The sequence below is a fragment of the Dietzia sp. 179-F 9C3 NHS genome (genome assembly GCF_045369825.1).
GTDB lineage: Bacteria > Actinomycetota > Actinomycetes > Mycobacteriales > Mycobacteriaceae > Dietzia.
Genome location: NZ_JBIQES010000003.1, coordinates 140,349 through 155,624, shown reverse-complemented (window position 1 = coordinate 155,624; position 15,276 = coordinate 140,349). Strand labels below are relative to the sequence as shown.

General features: G+C 73.6%; 17 protein-coding genes and 1 pseudogene. 10 read left to right on the top strand and 8 right to left on the bottom strand.

Annotation, left to right across the window (positions count from 1 at the left end; translation table 11 throughout):
- Nucleotides 1-4: 4 nt before the first annotated feature.
- A complete protein-coding gene (locus ACH0BZ_RS05300; RefSeq protein WP_406896932.1) occupies nt 5-1,078 on the bottom strand; it encodes a patatin-like phospholipase family protein in 1,074 nt (357 codons plus the stop codon).
- Between the two features lie 201 nt (nt 1,079-1,279).
- Here ACH0BZ_RS05300 and ACH0BZ_RS05295 point away from each other — a divergent pair, with 201 nt between their 5' ends.
- Nucleotides 1,280-2,578 (top strand): lipase family protein, encoded by a 1,299-nt coding sequence (locus ACH0BZ_RS05295; protein WP_406896931.1) that lies wholly within the window; start codon nt 1,280-1,282, stop codon nt 2,576-2,578.
- Nucleotides 2,579-2,588: 10 nt separating this feature from the next.
- On the opposite strand, the gene ACH0BZ_RS05290 is transcribed toward ACH0BZ_RS05295, so the two are convergent.
- Nucleotides 2,589-4,175, bottom strand: coding sequence for an alpha/beta hydrolase (locus tag ACH0BZ_RS05290; RefSeq protein ID WP_406896930.1), 1,587 nt, complete (start codon nt 4,173-4,175; stop codon nt 2,589-2,591).
- Nucleotides 4,176-4,363: 188 nt separating this feature from the next.
- Between ACH0BZ_RS05290 and ACH0BZ_RS05285 the strand changes: the two genes are divergently transcribed.
- Entirely contained in the window at nt 4,364-4,972 is a 609-nt protein-coding gene (locus tag ACH0BZ_RS05285) for a DUF4262 domain-containing protein (RefSeq protein WP_406896929.1), read from the top strand.
- Nucleotides 4,973-4,993: 21 nt separating this feature from the next.
- Nucleotides 4,994-5,755, top strand: a complete 762-nt coding sequence (aroD, locus tag ACH0BZ_RS05280) for a type I 3-dehydroquinate dehydratase (protein ID WP_406896928.1) — start codon at nt 4,994-4,996, stop codon at nt 5,753-5,755.
- An 11-nt stretch (nt 5,756-5,766) separates the two neighbouring features.
- On the opposite strand, the gene ACH0BZ_RS05275 is transcribed toward aroD, so the two are convergent.
- Nucleotides 5,767-6,207 carry an SRPBCC family protein gene (locus ACH0BZ_RS05275; RefSeq protein WP_406896927.1) on the bottom strand — a complete coding sequence of 147 codons (441 nt, stop codon included), beginning with the start codon at nt 6,205-6,207 and terminating at the stop codon, nt 5,767-5,769.
- A 48-nt stretch (nt 6,208-6,255) separates the two neighbouring features.
- Here ACH0BZ_RS05275 and ACH0BZ_RS05270 point away from each other — a divergent pair, with 48 nt between their 5' ends.
- From ACH0BZ_RS05270 to ACH0BZ_RS05250, 5 genes and pseudogenes are all read left to right on the top strand, one after another.
- Nucleotides 6,256-6,879 (top strand): DUF1697 domain-containing protein, encoded by a 624-nt coding sequence (locus ACH0BZ_RS05270; protein WP_406896926.1) that lies wholly within the window; start codon nt 6,256-6,258, stop codon nt 6,877-6,879.
- A 289-nt stretch (nt 6,880-7,168) separates the two neighbouring features.
- Nucleotides 7,169-7,720: a DUF2599 domain-containing protein gene (locus ACH0BZ_RS05265; protein ID WP_406896925.1), complete on the top strand. Its 552-nt coding sequence runs from the start codon at nt 7,169-7,171 to the stop codon at nt 7,718-7,720.
- A gap of 2 nt (nt 7,721-7,722) precedes the next feature.
- Nucleotides 7,723-8,520: an alpha/beta fold hydrolase gene (locus tag ACH0BZ_RS05260; protein ID WP_406896924.1), complete on the top strand. Its 798-nt coding sequence runs from the start codon at nt 7,723-7,725 to the stop codon at nt 8,518-8,520.
- A gap of 43 nt (nt 8,521-8,563) precedes the next feature.
- A pseudogene (nadE, locus tag ACH0BZ_RS05255) lies at nt 8,564-9,382 on the top strand (ammonia-dependent NAD(+) synthetase); the annotation flags it as partial.
- Nucleotides 9,362-9,994 carry a cysteine hydrolase family protein gene (locus ACH0BZ_RS05250; protein WP_406897126.1) on the top strand — a complete coding sequence of 211 codons (633 nt, stop codon included), beginning with the start codon at nt 9,362-9,364 and terminating at the stop codon, nt 9,992-9,994. The pseudogene nadE and the gene ACH0BZ_RS05250, both read left to right, overlap by 21 nt.
- A 19-nt stretch (nt 9,995-10,013) precedes the next feature.
- On the opposite strand, the gene ACH0BZ_RS05245 is transcribed toward ACH0BZ_RS05250, so the two are convergent.
- The 3 genes from ACH0BZ_RS05245 to ACH0BZ_RS05235 form a co-directional block, all read right to left on the bottom strand.
- Nucleotides 10,014-11,027, bottom strand: a complete 1,014-nt coding sequence (locus tag ACH0BZ_RS05245; protein WP_406896923.1) for a pirin family protein — start codon at nt 11,025-11,027, stop codon at nt 10,014-10,016.
- A 94-nt stretch (nt 11,028-11,121) separates the two neighbouring features.
- Nucleotides 11,122-11,796, bottom strand: a complete 675-nt coding sequence (locus tag ACH0BZ_RS05240; protein ID WP_406896922.1) for a DedA family protein — start codon at nt 11,794-11,796, stop codon at nt 11,122-11,124.
- Nucleotides 11,797-11,837: 41 nt separating this feature from the next.
- Nucleotides 11,838-12,470, bottom strand: coding sequence for a YdcF family protein (locus ACH0BZ_RS05235; protein ID WP_406896921.1), 633 nt, complete (start codon nt 12,468-12,470; stop codon nt 11,838-11,840).
- A 133-nt stretch (nt 12,471-12,603) separates the two neighbouring features.
- On the opposite strand from ACH0BZ_RS05235, the gene ACH0BZ_RS05230 reads away from it, so the two are divergent.
- Together ACH0BZ_RS05230 and tpx are read left to right on the top strand one after the other, a co-directional pair.
- Nucleotides 12,604-13,266, top strand: a complete 663-nt coding sequence (locus tag ACH0BZ_RS05230) for a DNA-3-methyladenine glycosylase family protein (RefSeq protein ID WP_406896920.1) — start codon at nt 12,604-12,606, stop codon at nt 13,264-13,266.
- Between the two features lie 9 nt (nt 13,267-13,275).
- Nucleotides 13,276-13,773, top strand: coding sequence for a thiol peroxidase (tpx, locus tag ACH0BZ_RS05225; protein WP_406896919.1), 498 nt, complete (start codon nt 13,276-13,278; stop codon nt 13,771-13,773).
- 74 nt (nt 13,774-13,847) lie between these two features.
- On the opposite strand, the gene ACH0BZ_RS05220 is transcribed toward tpx, so the two are convergent.
- On the bottom strand, nt 13,848-14,393 hold the full coding sequence (locus ACH0BZ_RS05220; RefSeq protein WP_406896918.1) for an NADPH-dependent FMN reductase: 546 nt from the start codon (nt 14,391-14,393) through the stop codon (nt 13,848-13,850).
- Nucleotides 14,394-14,462: 69 nt separating this feature from the next.
- Nucleotides 14,463-15,275 carry a PaaI family thioesterase gene (locus ACH0BZ_RS05215; protein WP_406896917.1) on the bottom strand — a complete coding sequence of 271 codons (813 nt, stop codon included), beginning with the start codon at nt 15,273-15,275 and terminating at the stop codon, nt 14,463-14,465.
- Between the last annotated feature and the right edge of the window lies 1 nt (nt 15,276).

Genomic DNA, 15,276 nt, shown 5'->3' with positions numbered 1-15,276 from the left:
CCCCTCAGACCCCCACGCGGTCCAGGGCCTCGGCGGTGAGCCGGCGGCCCAGCGCGATGATCTCGTCGGCGCGGTGGAAGTCGAACGCCGAGCAGGCGTCCGACGGCACCTCGACGAGCACGTCGGGCCGGTTGCCGGCCATCCGATAGCCGGTCACGAGGCTCTCCATGGCCTCGATGGTCTGCGTGACCACGTCGAACACGCGCAGCGTCCCCGGGAGCGTGCCGAGCCCCTTGTCGGCGGCCTGTTCCTCGGCCTCCTCCACGACCTCCTCGACCTCCTCGGAGGCCTCCTCGGTCTGGGCGGTGCCCACGGCGTCGACGTCGGCGGGGTCCTGCCCGAAGCGGGCGGCGATGAGCCGCACGAGGTCGGCGTCGCGCACGTCGGCGGCCGCGGTGCGGATGCGCCCGCCGAGCTTGGCCGCCGCGCCCGGGGAGCCGGAGCCGGAGGACCGCTTGGCGATCCTCGGCTCGGCCTCGGGCGAGGGCTCGTCGGGGTCGGAGCTCTCGTGGAACGTCGAGCCGCGGATGCCGGCGCGTCGGCCGGTGAGCGAGACGGCCAGGACGAGATCGCTGTCCACGGAGGCGAGCGGCTCGAGCGGGACGGGGTTGGTCACGCCGCCGTCGACCATGATCCGCCCGCCCACGAGCGCGGGCGTCACGACGCTGGGGATGGCGAACGACGCCCGCACGGCCACGTCGACGGGGCCGCGCGTGAACCACACCTCGCGGCGGGCGCGCAGGTCGGTGGCCACGGCGGTGTACGGGATCTCGAGGTTCTCGATCCGCATGTCCTCGACCATCCCGCCGATGACGCCCATGATCTTGTTGGCACGGATCGCGCCGCCGCCGGCGAACGACACGTCGAGCAGCCGCAGCACGTCGCGCTGGGTGAGGCCGCGGACCCACTCCTCGAAGTCGTCGAGTCTCCCGGCCGCGAGTAGCGCGCCCACGACGGCTCCCATCGACGCCCCGGCGACACCCACCACCTCGTGGTCCCGCGCCTGGAGCTCGCGGATCACCCCGATGTGCGCGTATCCGCGCGCCCCGCCCGATCCGAGCGCCAACCCGACCCTCATCCGATGCACCTCCTCGCGACCGTGCCTCCCAGTGTGCCCGTACCGCGCCGGTGATCTGCGCCATATACTCCCGCCAGAGCCCGCCGGCCCCGGTGGTCGGCGGTGGACGACGAGCAGGACCGGGGGACGGACATGGAGACAACGACGAGGCCCGCATCGCGACGCCGGGGCCGAGGGCGGGAGGTCCGGCTCCTCGCGTCCGTGGCGACGGCGGTCGCGCTGACGGTGGGCGCCGCGGCGCCCACCGCCTCGGCGGTCGACGTCGGATCGCTCGACAGCCCCCGGCACACCGCCTTCTACACCCCGCCCGCCGACGTCGCGGCGGCCGCCGAGCGGAACGGCGACCTCCTCCGGCACGAGCCGATGCGCGTGGCCGCCGGGCTTCCGGGCCTGCCGGTGCCGCCCGTGGCCGAGCGGATCATGTACCGCTCCACTGGCGCGGCCGGCACGCCCGTCGCGGTGACGGGCACGCTGCTGCAGTCGCCGAGGCCGTGGACCGGTCGGGGCACGCGACCGCTCGCCGCGGTGGCGCCGGGCACCCAGGGGCAGGGCGACCTGTGCGCGCCGTCCAGGGGATTCGAGAACCTGCTCTCCATCCAGACGGCGCCGCCCTCTCTGGGCGCGGGATACGAGATCTTACAGGCCGGCGTGCTGCTCGACGCGGGCTTCGACGTCGTCGTCACCGACCTCGAGGGGCTGGGGACCCCGGGCGACCACACCTACGTGGACCGCGCCTCGTCGGCGTACTCCACGCTCGACGCCGCGCGCGCCGCGCTGCGTATCCCGGGCTCGCGCCTGGCCCCGGACACCCCGGTGGTCTTCTCCGGCTACTCGCAGGGCGGCTCGGCGGCCGCCGCCGCGGCGGAGGAGGCCGCCCGCTATGCGTCCGAGCTCAACGCGGTGGGCGCGGCCGCCTCGGCGCCGCCGGCGGACCTCGTGGCGGTCCTGGACCGGATCGACGGCTCGCTCATCGTGGGCGCCCTGGCCTACACGGTCAACAGCCTGAAGGTGGGCAATCCCGAGGTCGGGCCGGAGTTCGACCGGCTCCTCAACGACCGCGGCAGGGAGCTGCTCGAGGTGGCGCGCCACCAGTGCATCGCCGACTCGATCCTCACGTTCGGACTCCGGGAGACCCCGGCGTTCCTCGCCGACGGCCGCCGGGCCTCGGAGGTGATCCGCGAGAACCCGGTGATCATGGCCGCGCTGGACCGCCAGCGAATCGGGCGGATCGCACCCTCGGTGCCGGTGCGCGTCCAGGGCAACCTCCACGACGACGCCGTGCCCTACGGCCAGGTCGAGCAGCTCGCGCGCGACTGGTGCGACCTCGGTGCGACCGTCGAGTTCGTCACCGATCCCACGCCGCCGATCCTGCCGCGCTCGGTGATCAACCACCTCGCGCCGATGCCGCTGCACGTCCTGGACGTGCAGCGCTACCTCGTGGACCGCGTCAACGGCGCACCCGCGCCGAACACCTGCGGGGTGGCGCCGCCGCCGAGGTGACGCCCGGCCCCTACCCGGCGGCGGGCATCGGCGGGGCCGGGGCGTGGGTGACGCCGGTGCGGCCCGTGCGCAGGTACTCCACCACCGCGTCGTCGACGACCCGGTTCCGCTTGGCCACCACACCGTGGTCGCCGCCCTCGACCGTGACCACGTGAGCGCCCATCCGATCGGCCAGGGCGAGCGCTCCGTGGTGCGGAGTCTGCGGGTCGCCGAGGGAGTTGAGCAGCAGCGGCTGCGTGTCCAGACCGTGGTTGCGCAGATCGACGGGCGTGGTGACGGGCGGCGCGCCCGCGCACGCGGCGCCCGAGGTGAACATGAGGCCGACCGAGTCGAAGAGGTCCCCGGTGACGAACTGGGTCCACAGGAAACCCGGGTAGGCCAGGGGGTTCGGGGGCACACGGTTCTCGTTGCACACCACGATGGCCTGCATGTTCAGCGCGATGAGGAACTCCTCCGGCACCTCCGGCATGTCCGGGGTCTGCGCGCCGACAGGCGAGCCGTCGCGGATCGCCGTCGCGATCTCGGGCCAGAGCACCGACTGCGGCGCGGCCTGGCGGGTCGCGGCGAACAGGATCGAGTGGGACTGCATCGCGCCCGGGCGCAGCAGCTGGGAGGCCAGCCCGTCGAGCTGCGCGCGGGCCGGGCCGGTGAGCGTCACCCCGTCGATCCACTGCCGGGCCACCACGCGCCACTCGGGCGGCACGTCGCCCTCACGGGCCGGGGGCGGGGCGAGGGTCGGCACCGCGCCGGACTCCTCCACCACCCGCGCCGACCACCGCCTGTACACCGCGAGCGGGGTGTCGCCGAGCCCGTAGACCGCGTCGTTGGCCGCGATCCAGTCGAACATCGCGTGCACCCGACGCTTGTAGGGCTCGGACTGCTGGAGCAGCATCTCGTTCCAGATCCAGTCGGGGTGCACGCCGGAGTCCAGCACCAGCTTGTCCGTGTGCTGCGGGAACAACGTCGCGTAGGTCGAGCCGAGCAGCGTGCCGTAGGACAGGCCGTGGATCGAGATCCGCTCCTCGTCCAGTGCGCGGCGCACCTCCTCCCAGTCGCGCGCCGTGTTCTCCGTGGTGAGGTGCCGCCACCGGTCGCCGCCGACCGCCTCGCAGGACGCCCGGAGCGCCCCGCCCGAGTTGGTGGCCAACGTCAGCAGATCGTTGGGATCGAGCGGCGCGCAGTGCAGCGGTCCGGCATGCGCGAGCCCCCGCGGCTGGACTCCGATGAGGTCCCACTCATCCCGGATCTCCTGTGGCCAGGTGGCCACCTCGTCGTCGTCGAAGTAGGTGAGCGAGTCCCCGCCCGGCCCGCCCGCGTTGCCGAACAACACCCCGCGCCTGGCCTCCGGGTTCCGCGCCGGGAGCTTGGAGACCGTCACGTCGATCCGTTCGCCGTCCGGCTGCGCGTGATCCTCGGGGACCGAGACCGTGGTGCACACCGCGCCGGGAGTGGTGACCGACTCGGGGCACGGGCCCCACGCCGGCGCGGCCTGCGCGGCGGGCGCGCCGGCCTGGGTGACGACGACGCCGGCCGCGGCGAGCAGCGGCGCCACGGCGACGGAGACGGACCGGCGGAAACCCGTTGTGCGAGCAGGCATGTGGATGAGTATTCCATGAGTACGCGGTGAACACATCAGGTGTGGCACGGATCCCGGACCGCCCCCTCGGCGCACGTCCCGGGTCGATGTCGTAGTGGGGATCTACGGTGACCACCGGATCGAGCACCCGTTCGATCCGGTGGTCCCGTCCACGGGACCGTGACGCACACAGCGACGAGGAGTACGCCATGTCCGACACCGTGATCCCCGCCTCCGGCCCCACCCGCGCCGCCAGCCCGGTCCGCACCGTGCCGCCGAACCGCATCGGGCGCCCGAGCCGGGCCGAGCGCCGCCGCCGGAAGCGGGCCCGCGCCCGCGCCATCCGCACCGGCACGCCCGTCGCGCCCGTAGCGCCGGACCCACGGGATCTCTTATCCGGCCCCGCCGTGCAGGTGGCCCAGAACATCGCCCGCCAGGGCGTGCACCTGGTGCACGTGGGCGAGAGCTGCAGTTGCCCCGGTTGCACGGCGGACCCGGAGCCCGTATCCGCGCGCTTCGGCTACACCGTCGGCCTCACCGAGGTCGGCCACCCCGAGCTCCTCGTCCGCGGACTCGACGCCCGCGAGACGGCAGAGGTGCTGAGCGGCTGGAGTCGCGCAGTCCGCGACGGTACGCAACTCGCGGTCGGCCACCTCCTCTGCGAGGGCCCGGGCGGGCACCGCTGGGAGGTGCTCCCCGCGGACGGCCGGGAGCTGATCTGGGCGTACGAGTACTACGGCCGACCGGCGCACGACCCGGGACCGGCGCTGGAACTGGTCCGCACCGATCTGCCGTGTCCGTGCGAGGGACCCCACTGAGGTCTCGTAGCGTCTAGGGCTATGCCACGCCTGCCGCTGATCCTGGACCACCGCTCGCCGTCCGTCGTCGTGCCCCTCACGGGCGCGACGCCGGCCGAGCTCGAGGCCGGGGTGGCGGCCCTGCGCGGGGCACCGTGCGACCCCGACCCGTTCGACCTGGTGGAGTGGCGGGTGGACCACTACACGCCGTTCACCGCCGCGGCCGACCCGGCGGCGGCGGTGGAGGCGCTCGGGAAACTCACCGCGGCGCTACCACAGGTGCCGGTGCTCGCCACGTTCCGGACCAGCGCCGAGGGCGGGGCCGCCGAGCTCGGAGCCGAGGCCTACGCCGCGCTCGTCACGGCCCTGGCGGCCTCCGGCCTGGCGGACGCGGTGGACGTGGAGTACCGGCACCCGCACGCGGACGAGGCGATCGCCGCCGCCCACGCGCACGGCACCCCGGTTGTGGCGTCCAACCACGACTTCCACGGGACCCCGCCCCGGGAGGAGATCGTCGCGCGGCTGGCCGCCATGGAGTCCGCCGGCGCGGACGTGGCCAAGATCGCGGTCATGCCGCGGTCGGCGGCCGACGTCGTCACCCTGCTCGACGCCACCGAGCGCCGGCACCGCGACGCGGGGATCCCGCTCGTCACCATGGCGATGGGATCGCTCGGCGCGGTGACCCGGATCGGCGGCGGGGTCTTCGGCTCGGCCGCCACGTTCGCCACCGTCGGCGAGGCCTCGGCGCCGGGACAGCTCCCGGCGGTCGGCGTGCGAGCGGCGCTGGACCTGCTCGGCTCCTGAGACCGGCCGGCTCAGTCCTGTCGCCGCAGGACCTCGTCGCGAAGCCCCTTGGTAGCGGTGTCGGCGATCGCCTTCTGCGCCTTCTTGACCACCATTCCGGGCAGTTTGATCTTGAGGTCCACCTCGAGGTCGAACACCACATGGGTCGTACCGTCGCCGTTGTCGGTGAGCGTGTAGCGGGCGTTCTGAATCTTCTGGGTGCCGCTCTCCACAAGCGACCAGGAGACCTCGCCGTCGTACCACTCGTACTGCACGACCATCTCGTCGGAGACGCCGAACTGGGAGATCTTCTCCCACACGACGAGCGGCCATCCGTCGGCGTCGGCCTCGCGGACCTCCACGGCCTTGTGCGCGGCGGACCAGTCCACGAGGCTCTCGACGTCGGCGAGCACCTCCATGATCTCGGAGACGCTCGCCTCGATATCGGTCACTGACTGCACTGAGACTGCCATGGTCGTGAAACTACCCTCGGGCGCGCGATCAGGTGCGAGGATCGACACATGGGCACGATCGCGGGCACAGGCCCGAGCGCGGGCCGGGGGCCGGCGGTCCGCCGGGTCGCACTGCTGCGCGGGATCAACGTGGGCCGGGGCGCCCGAATAGCCATGGCCGACCTGGCGGCGTGCACCGAGGCCGCAGGATGCGCCGACGTGCGGACCGTCCTGGCGACGGGAAACGTGCTCCTCACCGACTCCCGGCCCGACCCCGAGCTGCGGGACGCGCTCGAGGCCGCCTACAGGGAGCGCTTCGGCTACGACGCCGTGGTCCAGGTGCTCGCGCTGGACGCGCTCGCCGACGCGGTCGCGGCCTACCCCTTCGAGAGCCTCGCCGAACACCACGACTACCTGGTGTTCTCCGACGACCCGTCGGTCACCGCCCGGGTCGCCGAGGCGATGGCCGCGGCCGTGGACCCTGCCGTGGACACGGCGACGAGCGCGCGGGAGCCGGGCACCGGCGGCAACACCGAGGCCGTCGCCGCCGGGCCCGGCTGCGTCTACTGGCGGGTGGCCAAGGGCTCCACCCTGTCGTCGGCTGCCGGGAAGGTGCTCGACGCGCGCGCGAACAAGCGGCACCTCACCACGCGGAACGTCAAGACGCTGCGGAAGGTGCTCGCGGCGGGGTGACGCAGACCCCGGGGATCGTCTCCCCTCGGGTCAGGGTCCCTCGACGGACGCGCCGAGGGTGTCGACCGACGCGGCGAGCGGGCCGAAGACCGTCGGGAAGATGCTGTCCCACACGGCCTGGAACTGGGAGAGGTCGAACACTGTCACACTCCTTGTCGGCGGGGCGGTCCGCGGGCGGTCCGCGGACACCGTGATCCCTCAGTGCCACAGGATCCCGCCACGGGCGCCTCGGCGCAACCCTTTCCGTCGATCCTCCTCGACGCGACGACGCCGTGGCAGACTGCGCCCGATGCGTCCCCACCTCCTCCGCCCGGCCTCCGCGACACCTCTCGTGCTCGTGGCGGCGGCCGCCTGCGCCGCCGGCTGCGCGCCCGACGTAGACGCCCCGGACGCCGGCCCGGCGGCGGGCGCGGCGACCTCGGCGGTCACCTCGTCGTCACCACCCCCGCCGCCCTCACCGCTCCCGCCCGTCGTGCCGGTGACCCCGCCGTCGGTACCGGCCACCGCCACCACCACCGCTCCGATCTCGCTAAATGGGCCGTACGTGGCGTCGGCGACCTGGTCGGACACCGACCTCGGCAGCACGCTGCGGGTCGCCCCGACACCGGGCGGCCGCGCCACCCAGGGTCCCGACGACGCGGCGACCGCGTGGGGCGAGGTGCTCGCCCTGGCCCCGGACGCCGACGCCCCCGGCATGTGGGAGCAGTTCGCCTGCCACTGGACCTGGGCGCGCCTCGTGGAGCCGGACAAGCCCACGTGGAACCTCGAGCCGTGGCGCCCGGTGGTGGACGAGGGCACGATGGTCGGCGAGCGCTGCAACCCGGGAGGGCCGGAGGTGTGAGCGTGACCCGGCCGGATCTCTCCCACGACCTCCGCGGTGCCGTGGCCGGAGGCCTCCCCGTGGTGCAGTTGCACGGACTCTCCTCGAGCCGGCGCCGCGCGGAGTCGACCGGGAGCGACCTCACGGCGGGCCAGGACGGCCTGTGCGTGCTCCGCTACGACGCGCGTGGCCACGGCGAGAGCCCCGGCTCCCCCGACCCCGCCGCTTACACGTGGCCGCGCCTGGCCGATGACCTGTTCGCCCTGCTCGACGCCACCTTCCCGGGCCGTCCCGTCCACGGGGTGGGCGCGTCGATGGGCGCCGCGACGCTGCTCACGGCGGCGGTCCGGGAGCCGGCCCGCTTCGCCTCGCTCACGCTGGCCATCCCGCCGACCGTGTGGGAGTGGCGGCACGGGCAGGCGCGCACCTACGAGCTCGGCGCCCGCCAGGTCGAGCGCTGGGGCGTGGCCCGGTGGGCCGAGCGGACGTGGCGGCCACCCACGTCCCCCGCGATCGACCCGGACCTGCCCGCCACCGCACCCGACGTGGCCGACGCGTGGCTGCCCGCCGCCTTCCGCGGCGCCGCCGCCACCGACCTGCCGCCGCGAGAGGAGGTGGCACGCATCGCGGTGCCGGTGCAGCTCCTCGCGTGGCCCGACGACGCCTCCCACCCGCTCGAGGTCGCCGAACACCTCGCCGAGCTGCTCCCGGACGCCCGGCTCGGGGTGGCGCGCTCCCCCGCCGACGTCGCCGCGTGGCCACAGACCGTGGGCGCCTTCGTCCGCGGCCGGGCAGATCGGGCCGGGCGGCCGGGGGCCTGACCCCGGTGGCGCCGCCGCGCGCCGACCTCCCACACTGGGGGCTATGCGCCCGCTTCAGCAGAGAATCATCGACGCTTTGGCCGTCCGGCCCGAGATCGACCCCGCGGCGGAGGTGGAGCGACGCGTGGCGTTCCTCGCCGACTATCTCGCGGCCAGCGGCACGAAGGGCTACGTGCTGGGCCTGTCCGGGGGCGTGGACTCCACGCTCGCCGGGCGGTTGGCCCAGCTCGCGGCCGAGCGCGTCCGCGACGCCGGCGGGGAGGCCGTGTTCGTGGGGATGCGGCTGCCTTACAAGGTGCAGCACGACGAGGACGACGCCGTGGCCGCCGTGGAGTTCGTGGGCGCCGACGAGGTGGTGACGGTCAACGTCGCCCCGCCCGTGGACGCGTTCAACACCGAGTTCCGGGACGCCGTGGGCGCCGAGCTCACCGACTTCACCAAGGGCAACGCCAAGGCTCGGCTGCGGATGGTCGCCCAGTACGCGCTCGCCGGCGACCGCGGGCTGCTCGTGGTGGGCGCCGACCACGCCGCCGAGAACGTCACCGGGTTCTTCACCAAGTTCGGCGACGGCGCCGCGGACGTCCTGCCGATGTCGGGCCTGAACAAGCGGCAGGCCCGCGAACTGCTCCGCCACCTCGGCGCGCCCCAGCGGCTGTGGGACAAGGTGCCCACCGCGGACCTGCTCGACGAGAACGTGGGCCAGACCGACGAGGAGGAGCTGGGCCTGCGCTACGACGACATCGACGACTACCTCGAGGGCCGCACCGTCCCCGACGAGGCCGCCGAGACCATCGAGGCCGCCTGGAAGCGCAACCGGCACAAGCGGACGACACCCGTCGAGGTGACCGACACCTGGTGGCGCCCGGAGGAGGACCGCGCGGCGGGCGCACTCGCGCAGCCCACCGGCGAGACGGCGCTCGTGGTGATCGACATGCAGAACTCCTACTTCGAGTTCCCCGACCTCGCCGAGATGCGCGACGAGTTGGTGGGCCGGGTCAACGAGCTCATCCGCGCCGCCCACGAGGCCGGCCGGCCGGTGATCCTCGTGCGGACCGAGCACGCCCGCGACGGCTCCACGTGGACGCTCAACATGCGCGAGGACGGCGAGGGCTTCGCCTTCCCCGGCAGCGAACAGGCCCGGTTCCTCGACGGGCTCGAGGTCGGCGGCCACGTCGAGGTGACCAAGACCCGCGACAGCGCCTTCGTCGAGACCACCCTGCGCGCCGAACTCGCCCGACTCGGCGTGGCGCACCTCCTGCTGTGCGGGGTGTCCACGCACAGTTGCGTGGCGCAGACCGCGGTCGACGCCTTTGCCCACAACCTGCACGTGGCAGTGGACCGCGACGCGGTCTCCTCCGACCACGCGCCCCTGTCCGAGGCGCTCCTGGAGTTCCTCTCCGACCAGATGCGGCAGTCCATCCTGGGCCAGGGGCAGAGCGTGGACCTGCTGCGATCGGGGTGGCCGCCAGCCTGACCGGCCGGCGCGGCGCCCGTCAGGCGGTCCCGCCCGGCCGGTGCTCGATCCCGTCCGGGTAGCGGGCGAACCGCCCCTCGCCGCGGGCGTGCACGGGATCGTTCCGCTCGAGCGTCCACTGCCCGAAACGGCCGGCGCGGTAGTCGTCCATCGCGGCCACGATGTCCTCCCGGGAGGTGCCGACGAACGGCCCGTGCTGGACGACGGGTGCGCCGATCGGCCGGCCCTGGAGGACGAGGAACGCCGCGCCGTCGTCGCCCGCTGTCACGGTGACCGGCGCCGGCTCGAGTACGGCCGCCTCGTAGCCGAGCTCGCGCTCGTCCACGGTGAGCGCGCCCCCGTAGTTGTAGAGGGTGCGCACGGCCTCGTCGGGGAAGGCGGGGAGCTCGGTCGAAGCGCCGGGGTCGAGGGTGACGATCCAGATCGCCACGTGGTTCTCCTCACGCGCGGCCCACGACTCCGGCGGCGGCGCGAGCGCGCGCACTCCGTCGACCTCACCGGCGATGACCCGGAACCGCGCCCGCGCACCCTCCTCGCCCCGCACCACGACCGGCGTCTCCTCGCCCCAGAACATGGCGAAGTGCGGGTCGGCGTCCTTGTCCTCGGGCGCGAGGTTCAGCCAGATCTGGAACAGTTCGAGCGGGTTGGCCGCGTCGTCGCGCAGGAGCGGGAACATCTCGGCGTGCGCGATCCCGGCGCCGGCGGTGAGCCACTGGGTGTCGCCGTTTCCGAAGCGGGCGGCCGCGCCGAGGGAGTCGGTGTGGTCGATGACACCCTCGAGTGCCACCGTCACCGTCTCGAAGCCGCGGTGCGGGTGCTGCGGGAAGCCCGGCACGGTGGTGCCGTGGTACATCGACCAGCCGTCGGTGCCGGAGAAGTCCTGGCCCAGGTCGCGGCCCGTGAGCGGGGCGGCGGGGCGCATGGTGTCGCCGTCGGCGGCAGGGAACTCGTCGCGGTGGTGGACGGCGAAGAGGAACGGATCGACGCCCGGCCACTGCTGGGCGAGCGGGACAACCTGGCGGATGGCGGACACGGGGGCCTCCTCGGGGACGACGGCGGAACTGTCACGGCATTGTTGCTGTCACATCACCCAACGCGGTGGCCGGCTCCGTCATTCCCCGTCGTCGTCATTCCCGTGGTGCGCGGGCCCCGCGCCGCGCCGCCCACGCCTGCCACGAGCGTCGAGCGAGAAACACCGCGGCGAGCACGAGGAGCAGACCGACCACCGCGTCGGAGAACCACCCGGCCACGGCCTCGATCCGGTGCCACTGCGCGCCGAGGAGGTAGCCGCCCACCACGAAGATCGCGTTCCACAGCAGGCTGCCGAGGGTGGTGAGCACGACGAACAGCAGAAAGTTCATGCGTTCGATCCCGGCGGGGATCGAGATGAGCGAGCGCACGACCGGCACCATGCGGCCGAGGAACACCGAGGCGGGGCCGTGGCGCGCGAACCACTCCTGGGTCTTCTCCACGTCCTCGACCTTGAGCAGCGGGACCCGCTCGAACAGCGCGCGCACCCGCTCGGCGCCCAGCCAGTAGCCGAGCCCGTACGCGACGAGCGCGCCCACCAGGGAGCCGACGGTGGTCCAGATGATCGCCGCGGCGAGCGAGAACGTGCCCTGGGCGGCGGCGAACCCGGCGAGCGGGAGGATCACCTCGCTGGGGATGGGTGGGAAGACGTTCTCCAGCGCCACGATGAGCGCGGCGCCGGGCGCCCCGAGGGCGCCCATCACGTCGACGGCCCAGCCGGCGATCCCGCCGAGGTCACCGCCCTCGGCGGCCGACAGAAGCGTGTGGGGCATGCGGCGAGTCTAGGGACCGGCGGACGACACCGCCCTCGCCGTCACCCCCGCGCGACGACGCCCGCGACCGGGATCCGGCCGTCGACGGCCTGCCGGAAGTTGAGCATGGCGCGCTTGAGGTGGAAGTCGTTGGTGACGATCACCGCGCCGGTGGTGCCCCGGTCGTAGAAGAGCCGGTTGCTGAACTGGGCGTTCTGCACCGTCGAGTTGGACTGGTTCTCCTCGGAGATCCGGTGCGGCGCCACGCCGGCGCCGCGGAGCCACTCCGACATCGCCTGCGCCTCGGTGCGGCCGTTCTGCGGGACGCCGCCGGTCACCACGACGCGGGCGAAGGGGAAGTCGTTGGCCAGGCGCAGCCCGGTCCGCAGGCGCTCCTCGAGGACGGGGCGGATGCCGCCGTCCGGGTACAGCCCGGCACCGAGGATCACGATGTCCGTGGTGAAGGGGTTGACGGTGAGCAGCGCCGGGTCGTCGGTGGTGAGCAGCTCCATCTCGGTGCACGCCTGCAGGATCTCCTGCCCGCCGAACTGGCAGCCGAGCATCGTGGCGCCGTTGACGAGCGCGGTTCCCGAGGGCATGTCGGTCGAGCCGGCGGACGCGGTGCCCGCGCCGGCGCCGAGTCCGAGAGCGACGGCGGCCGCACCCGCGGCCAGACGACGATTGAGGTCACGCACGATCAGGGTCCTCCCCCAGGTTGGTCTTCTCCCCCGTACCGGGGAACTCCTCACCCGGTGGATATCGGCGCCCACTCTACCGACGTTACCCGCCGACGGGTACTCCCCGGGATCCGGGCGTACCGTGCCCCCTATGGACGCGGGTTACAGCAGGACGGAGGCGGTCCGGCACCTCCGGGCGGCGGATCGTGATCTGCGGCTGCTCGTCGACGTCGTCGGGCCCTGCACCCTGGCCCCGGCGCCCGACGCCGGGCCGCACACCCTGTTCGACCGGCTGGCGTCGTCGATCCTCTCCCAGCAGCTCTCCGTCAAGGCCGCCGCGACCATCGCCGGGCGCCTCCGGGACCGCGCCTCCGACGCCGACGTGCCGCGCCACCTCGACCCCGCGCGGGTGGCGGCCCTGGGCCACGAGGAGCTGCGTGCCTGCGGCGTCTCGCGCCCCAAGGTCGCGGCGCTGCGCGACCTCGCCGACACGGTGGTCACCGGCCGGATCCCGACCCTGGAGGAGCTGCGGGGGCTCGACGACGACGAGGTGGTCGCCGCCCTCACCACCGTCCGCGGGGTGGGCCGGTGGACGGTCGAGATGCTGCTGATCTTCCTCCTGGACCGCCCCGACGTGTTCCCGGTGGCCGACGTGGGGGTGCGTCGCGGCTTCGAGCGGACGCTGCGCCTGGAGCGCCGGGCCACGCCGGCCGAGATGCTGGACCGGGCCGGGTCGTGGGCGCCGTTCCGCTCGGTGGCCGCGCGGTACCTGTGGCGGGCCGTGGACCAGACGGAGCAGCCCGCCATCCGGTAGAACGGACGCATGGCAACCACCGCATTCAAGGGCAACCCCGTCACCACGTCCGGCGAGCTCCCCGCCGTCGGCTCCGCCGCGCCGGCGTTCGACCTCGTCGGCTCGGACCTCTCGGCGGTCACCTCGGAGGGGCTCAAGGGCCGCCGCGTCGTGCTCAACATCTTCCCTAGCGTCGACACGGGCGTGTGCGCGCAGTCGGTCCGCACGTTCAACGAGAAGGCTGCCGGCCTGGACAACACCACCGTCGTCAACGTCTCGGCCGACCTGCCGTTTGCACTCGGCCGCTTCTGCGCCGCCGAGGGCATCGAGAACGCCACCTCCGGCTCGACGTTCCGCGCGTCTTTCGCCGAGGACTACGGCACCCGGATGACCGACGGCCCGCTCGCCGGCCTCAACGCCCGTGCCGTCGTGGTGCTCGACGCCGACGGCAAGGTCACCCACACCCAGCTCGTGGACGAGATCACCAGCGAGCCGGACTACGACGCCGCGCTCGCCGCGCTCAACTGACGCGCGACGCACACGACGCGGGCGGGCCCGCCCTCCGATCCACCGGAGGGCGGGCCCACTGCTCTCGGGCCGACTCACGCAAAGCGACGCGCGGCGTCCTCGAGCTGATCGAAGAGCGTGGCGATCTCGCCGGCGCGGCGCTCGTTGGGCTGCGCGCCGTTCTCGCCGAACTCGGTGAACAGGCTCAGGGAGACCTGCTGGCGCACGCCGTACATGCGGAAGTTGGCGACGATCTGGCGCCACTGCTCGACCGCGCGGACGCCACCCTCGGCGCCGTAGGAGACAAAGGCGATGGGCTTGTCGGCCCACTCGTCGCCCAGGGAGTCGAAGGCGTTCTTGAGCCCGCCCGGGACACCGTGGTTGTACTCGGGGGTGACGAAGACGTAGGCGTCGTAGGAGTCGATGGCCCGGCTCCAGCGGGTGACCCGCTCGTCGTCGTACTGCTTCTTCGCCGCCCCCGGCACGGTCGCCGAGGTGAGCAGCGGGACGTCGAAGTCGCGGAGCGCGACGAGCTCATAGGTGGCCGCGTCGCGGGAGGACGCCTGCTCGACCACCCACTTCGCCACGGAGTCTCCGCTGGCACCCTCCCGGATGCTGCCGAGGACGATGCCGATCTTCATGTGGGGCCTACCTTCCGGTCGTCGTTACCGTACGACCCCAACCTACATGAATGTTGATGTATCACCAACCTAGCGGTCGCCGTACACCGTCACCGTCGCCGTGGCGCTCACCCGGCCGCGCTCGTCGCGCGTCTCCACATGCGCGATGCCCCAGCTGCGCCCGTCGTGCAGCGCCTCGGCGCGCACGGTGACCGGCCCGACCAGCGGGATCTGCCGCACGTACCGGACGTCGAGCGACGACGAGCTGACCTGCCGCTCGTGGGAGAACAACGCCGCGCCCACCGTCTCCGCAGCCGCAGCGAAGACGCCGCCGTGGAGCGCGCCGATCGGGTTGGCCAGCGAGGGCTCCGGGGCGATGACCCCCTCGACCGTTCGCGCCCCGGTCGGCCCCGGGGCGGCCTCGCGCAGGTCCAGGCACAGCACCTCGGCGAGCGTGCCCGGCACGAGGGCGGATGCCCACGGGGGCTCCTCGTCGTACTCGTCGGCACCCTCGATCCCGCGGATCTCCATGGACTTGACCAAGCCGGCAGCGAGCACGCGCCCGTCGTCGTCGAGCACCTCGCCGCGCGTGGTGAGGCAGTGGCCGTCGTCGCCGAGGTGGGCCGCGCGGACCCCCAGGCCCGCCGAGCCGGCCCGCGGCGTGGCGAGCAGGTCCAGGCGCAACTCGGTGGTGACGGTCCACGTGCCGCCGGGGCGCCGCTTGTGGTTCTCGCTGCCCAGCGCCGAGTCCACGAGCACCGCGAGCCCGCCCAGTGCGAAGCGGCCCTCCGGCGCCACCACCTGGTCGGCGACGATCTGATGCCAGGTCAACTCGCCGTCGGCGTCCTCGGTCCACGTGATGCCCAGGCGCGGCTCGGGTCCGGTGTGCGTCGATTCCCTCACC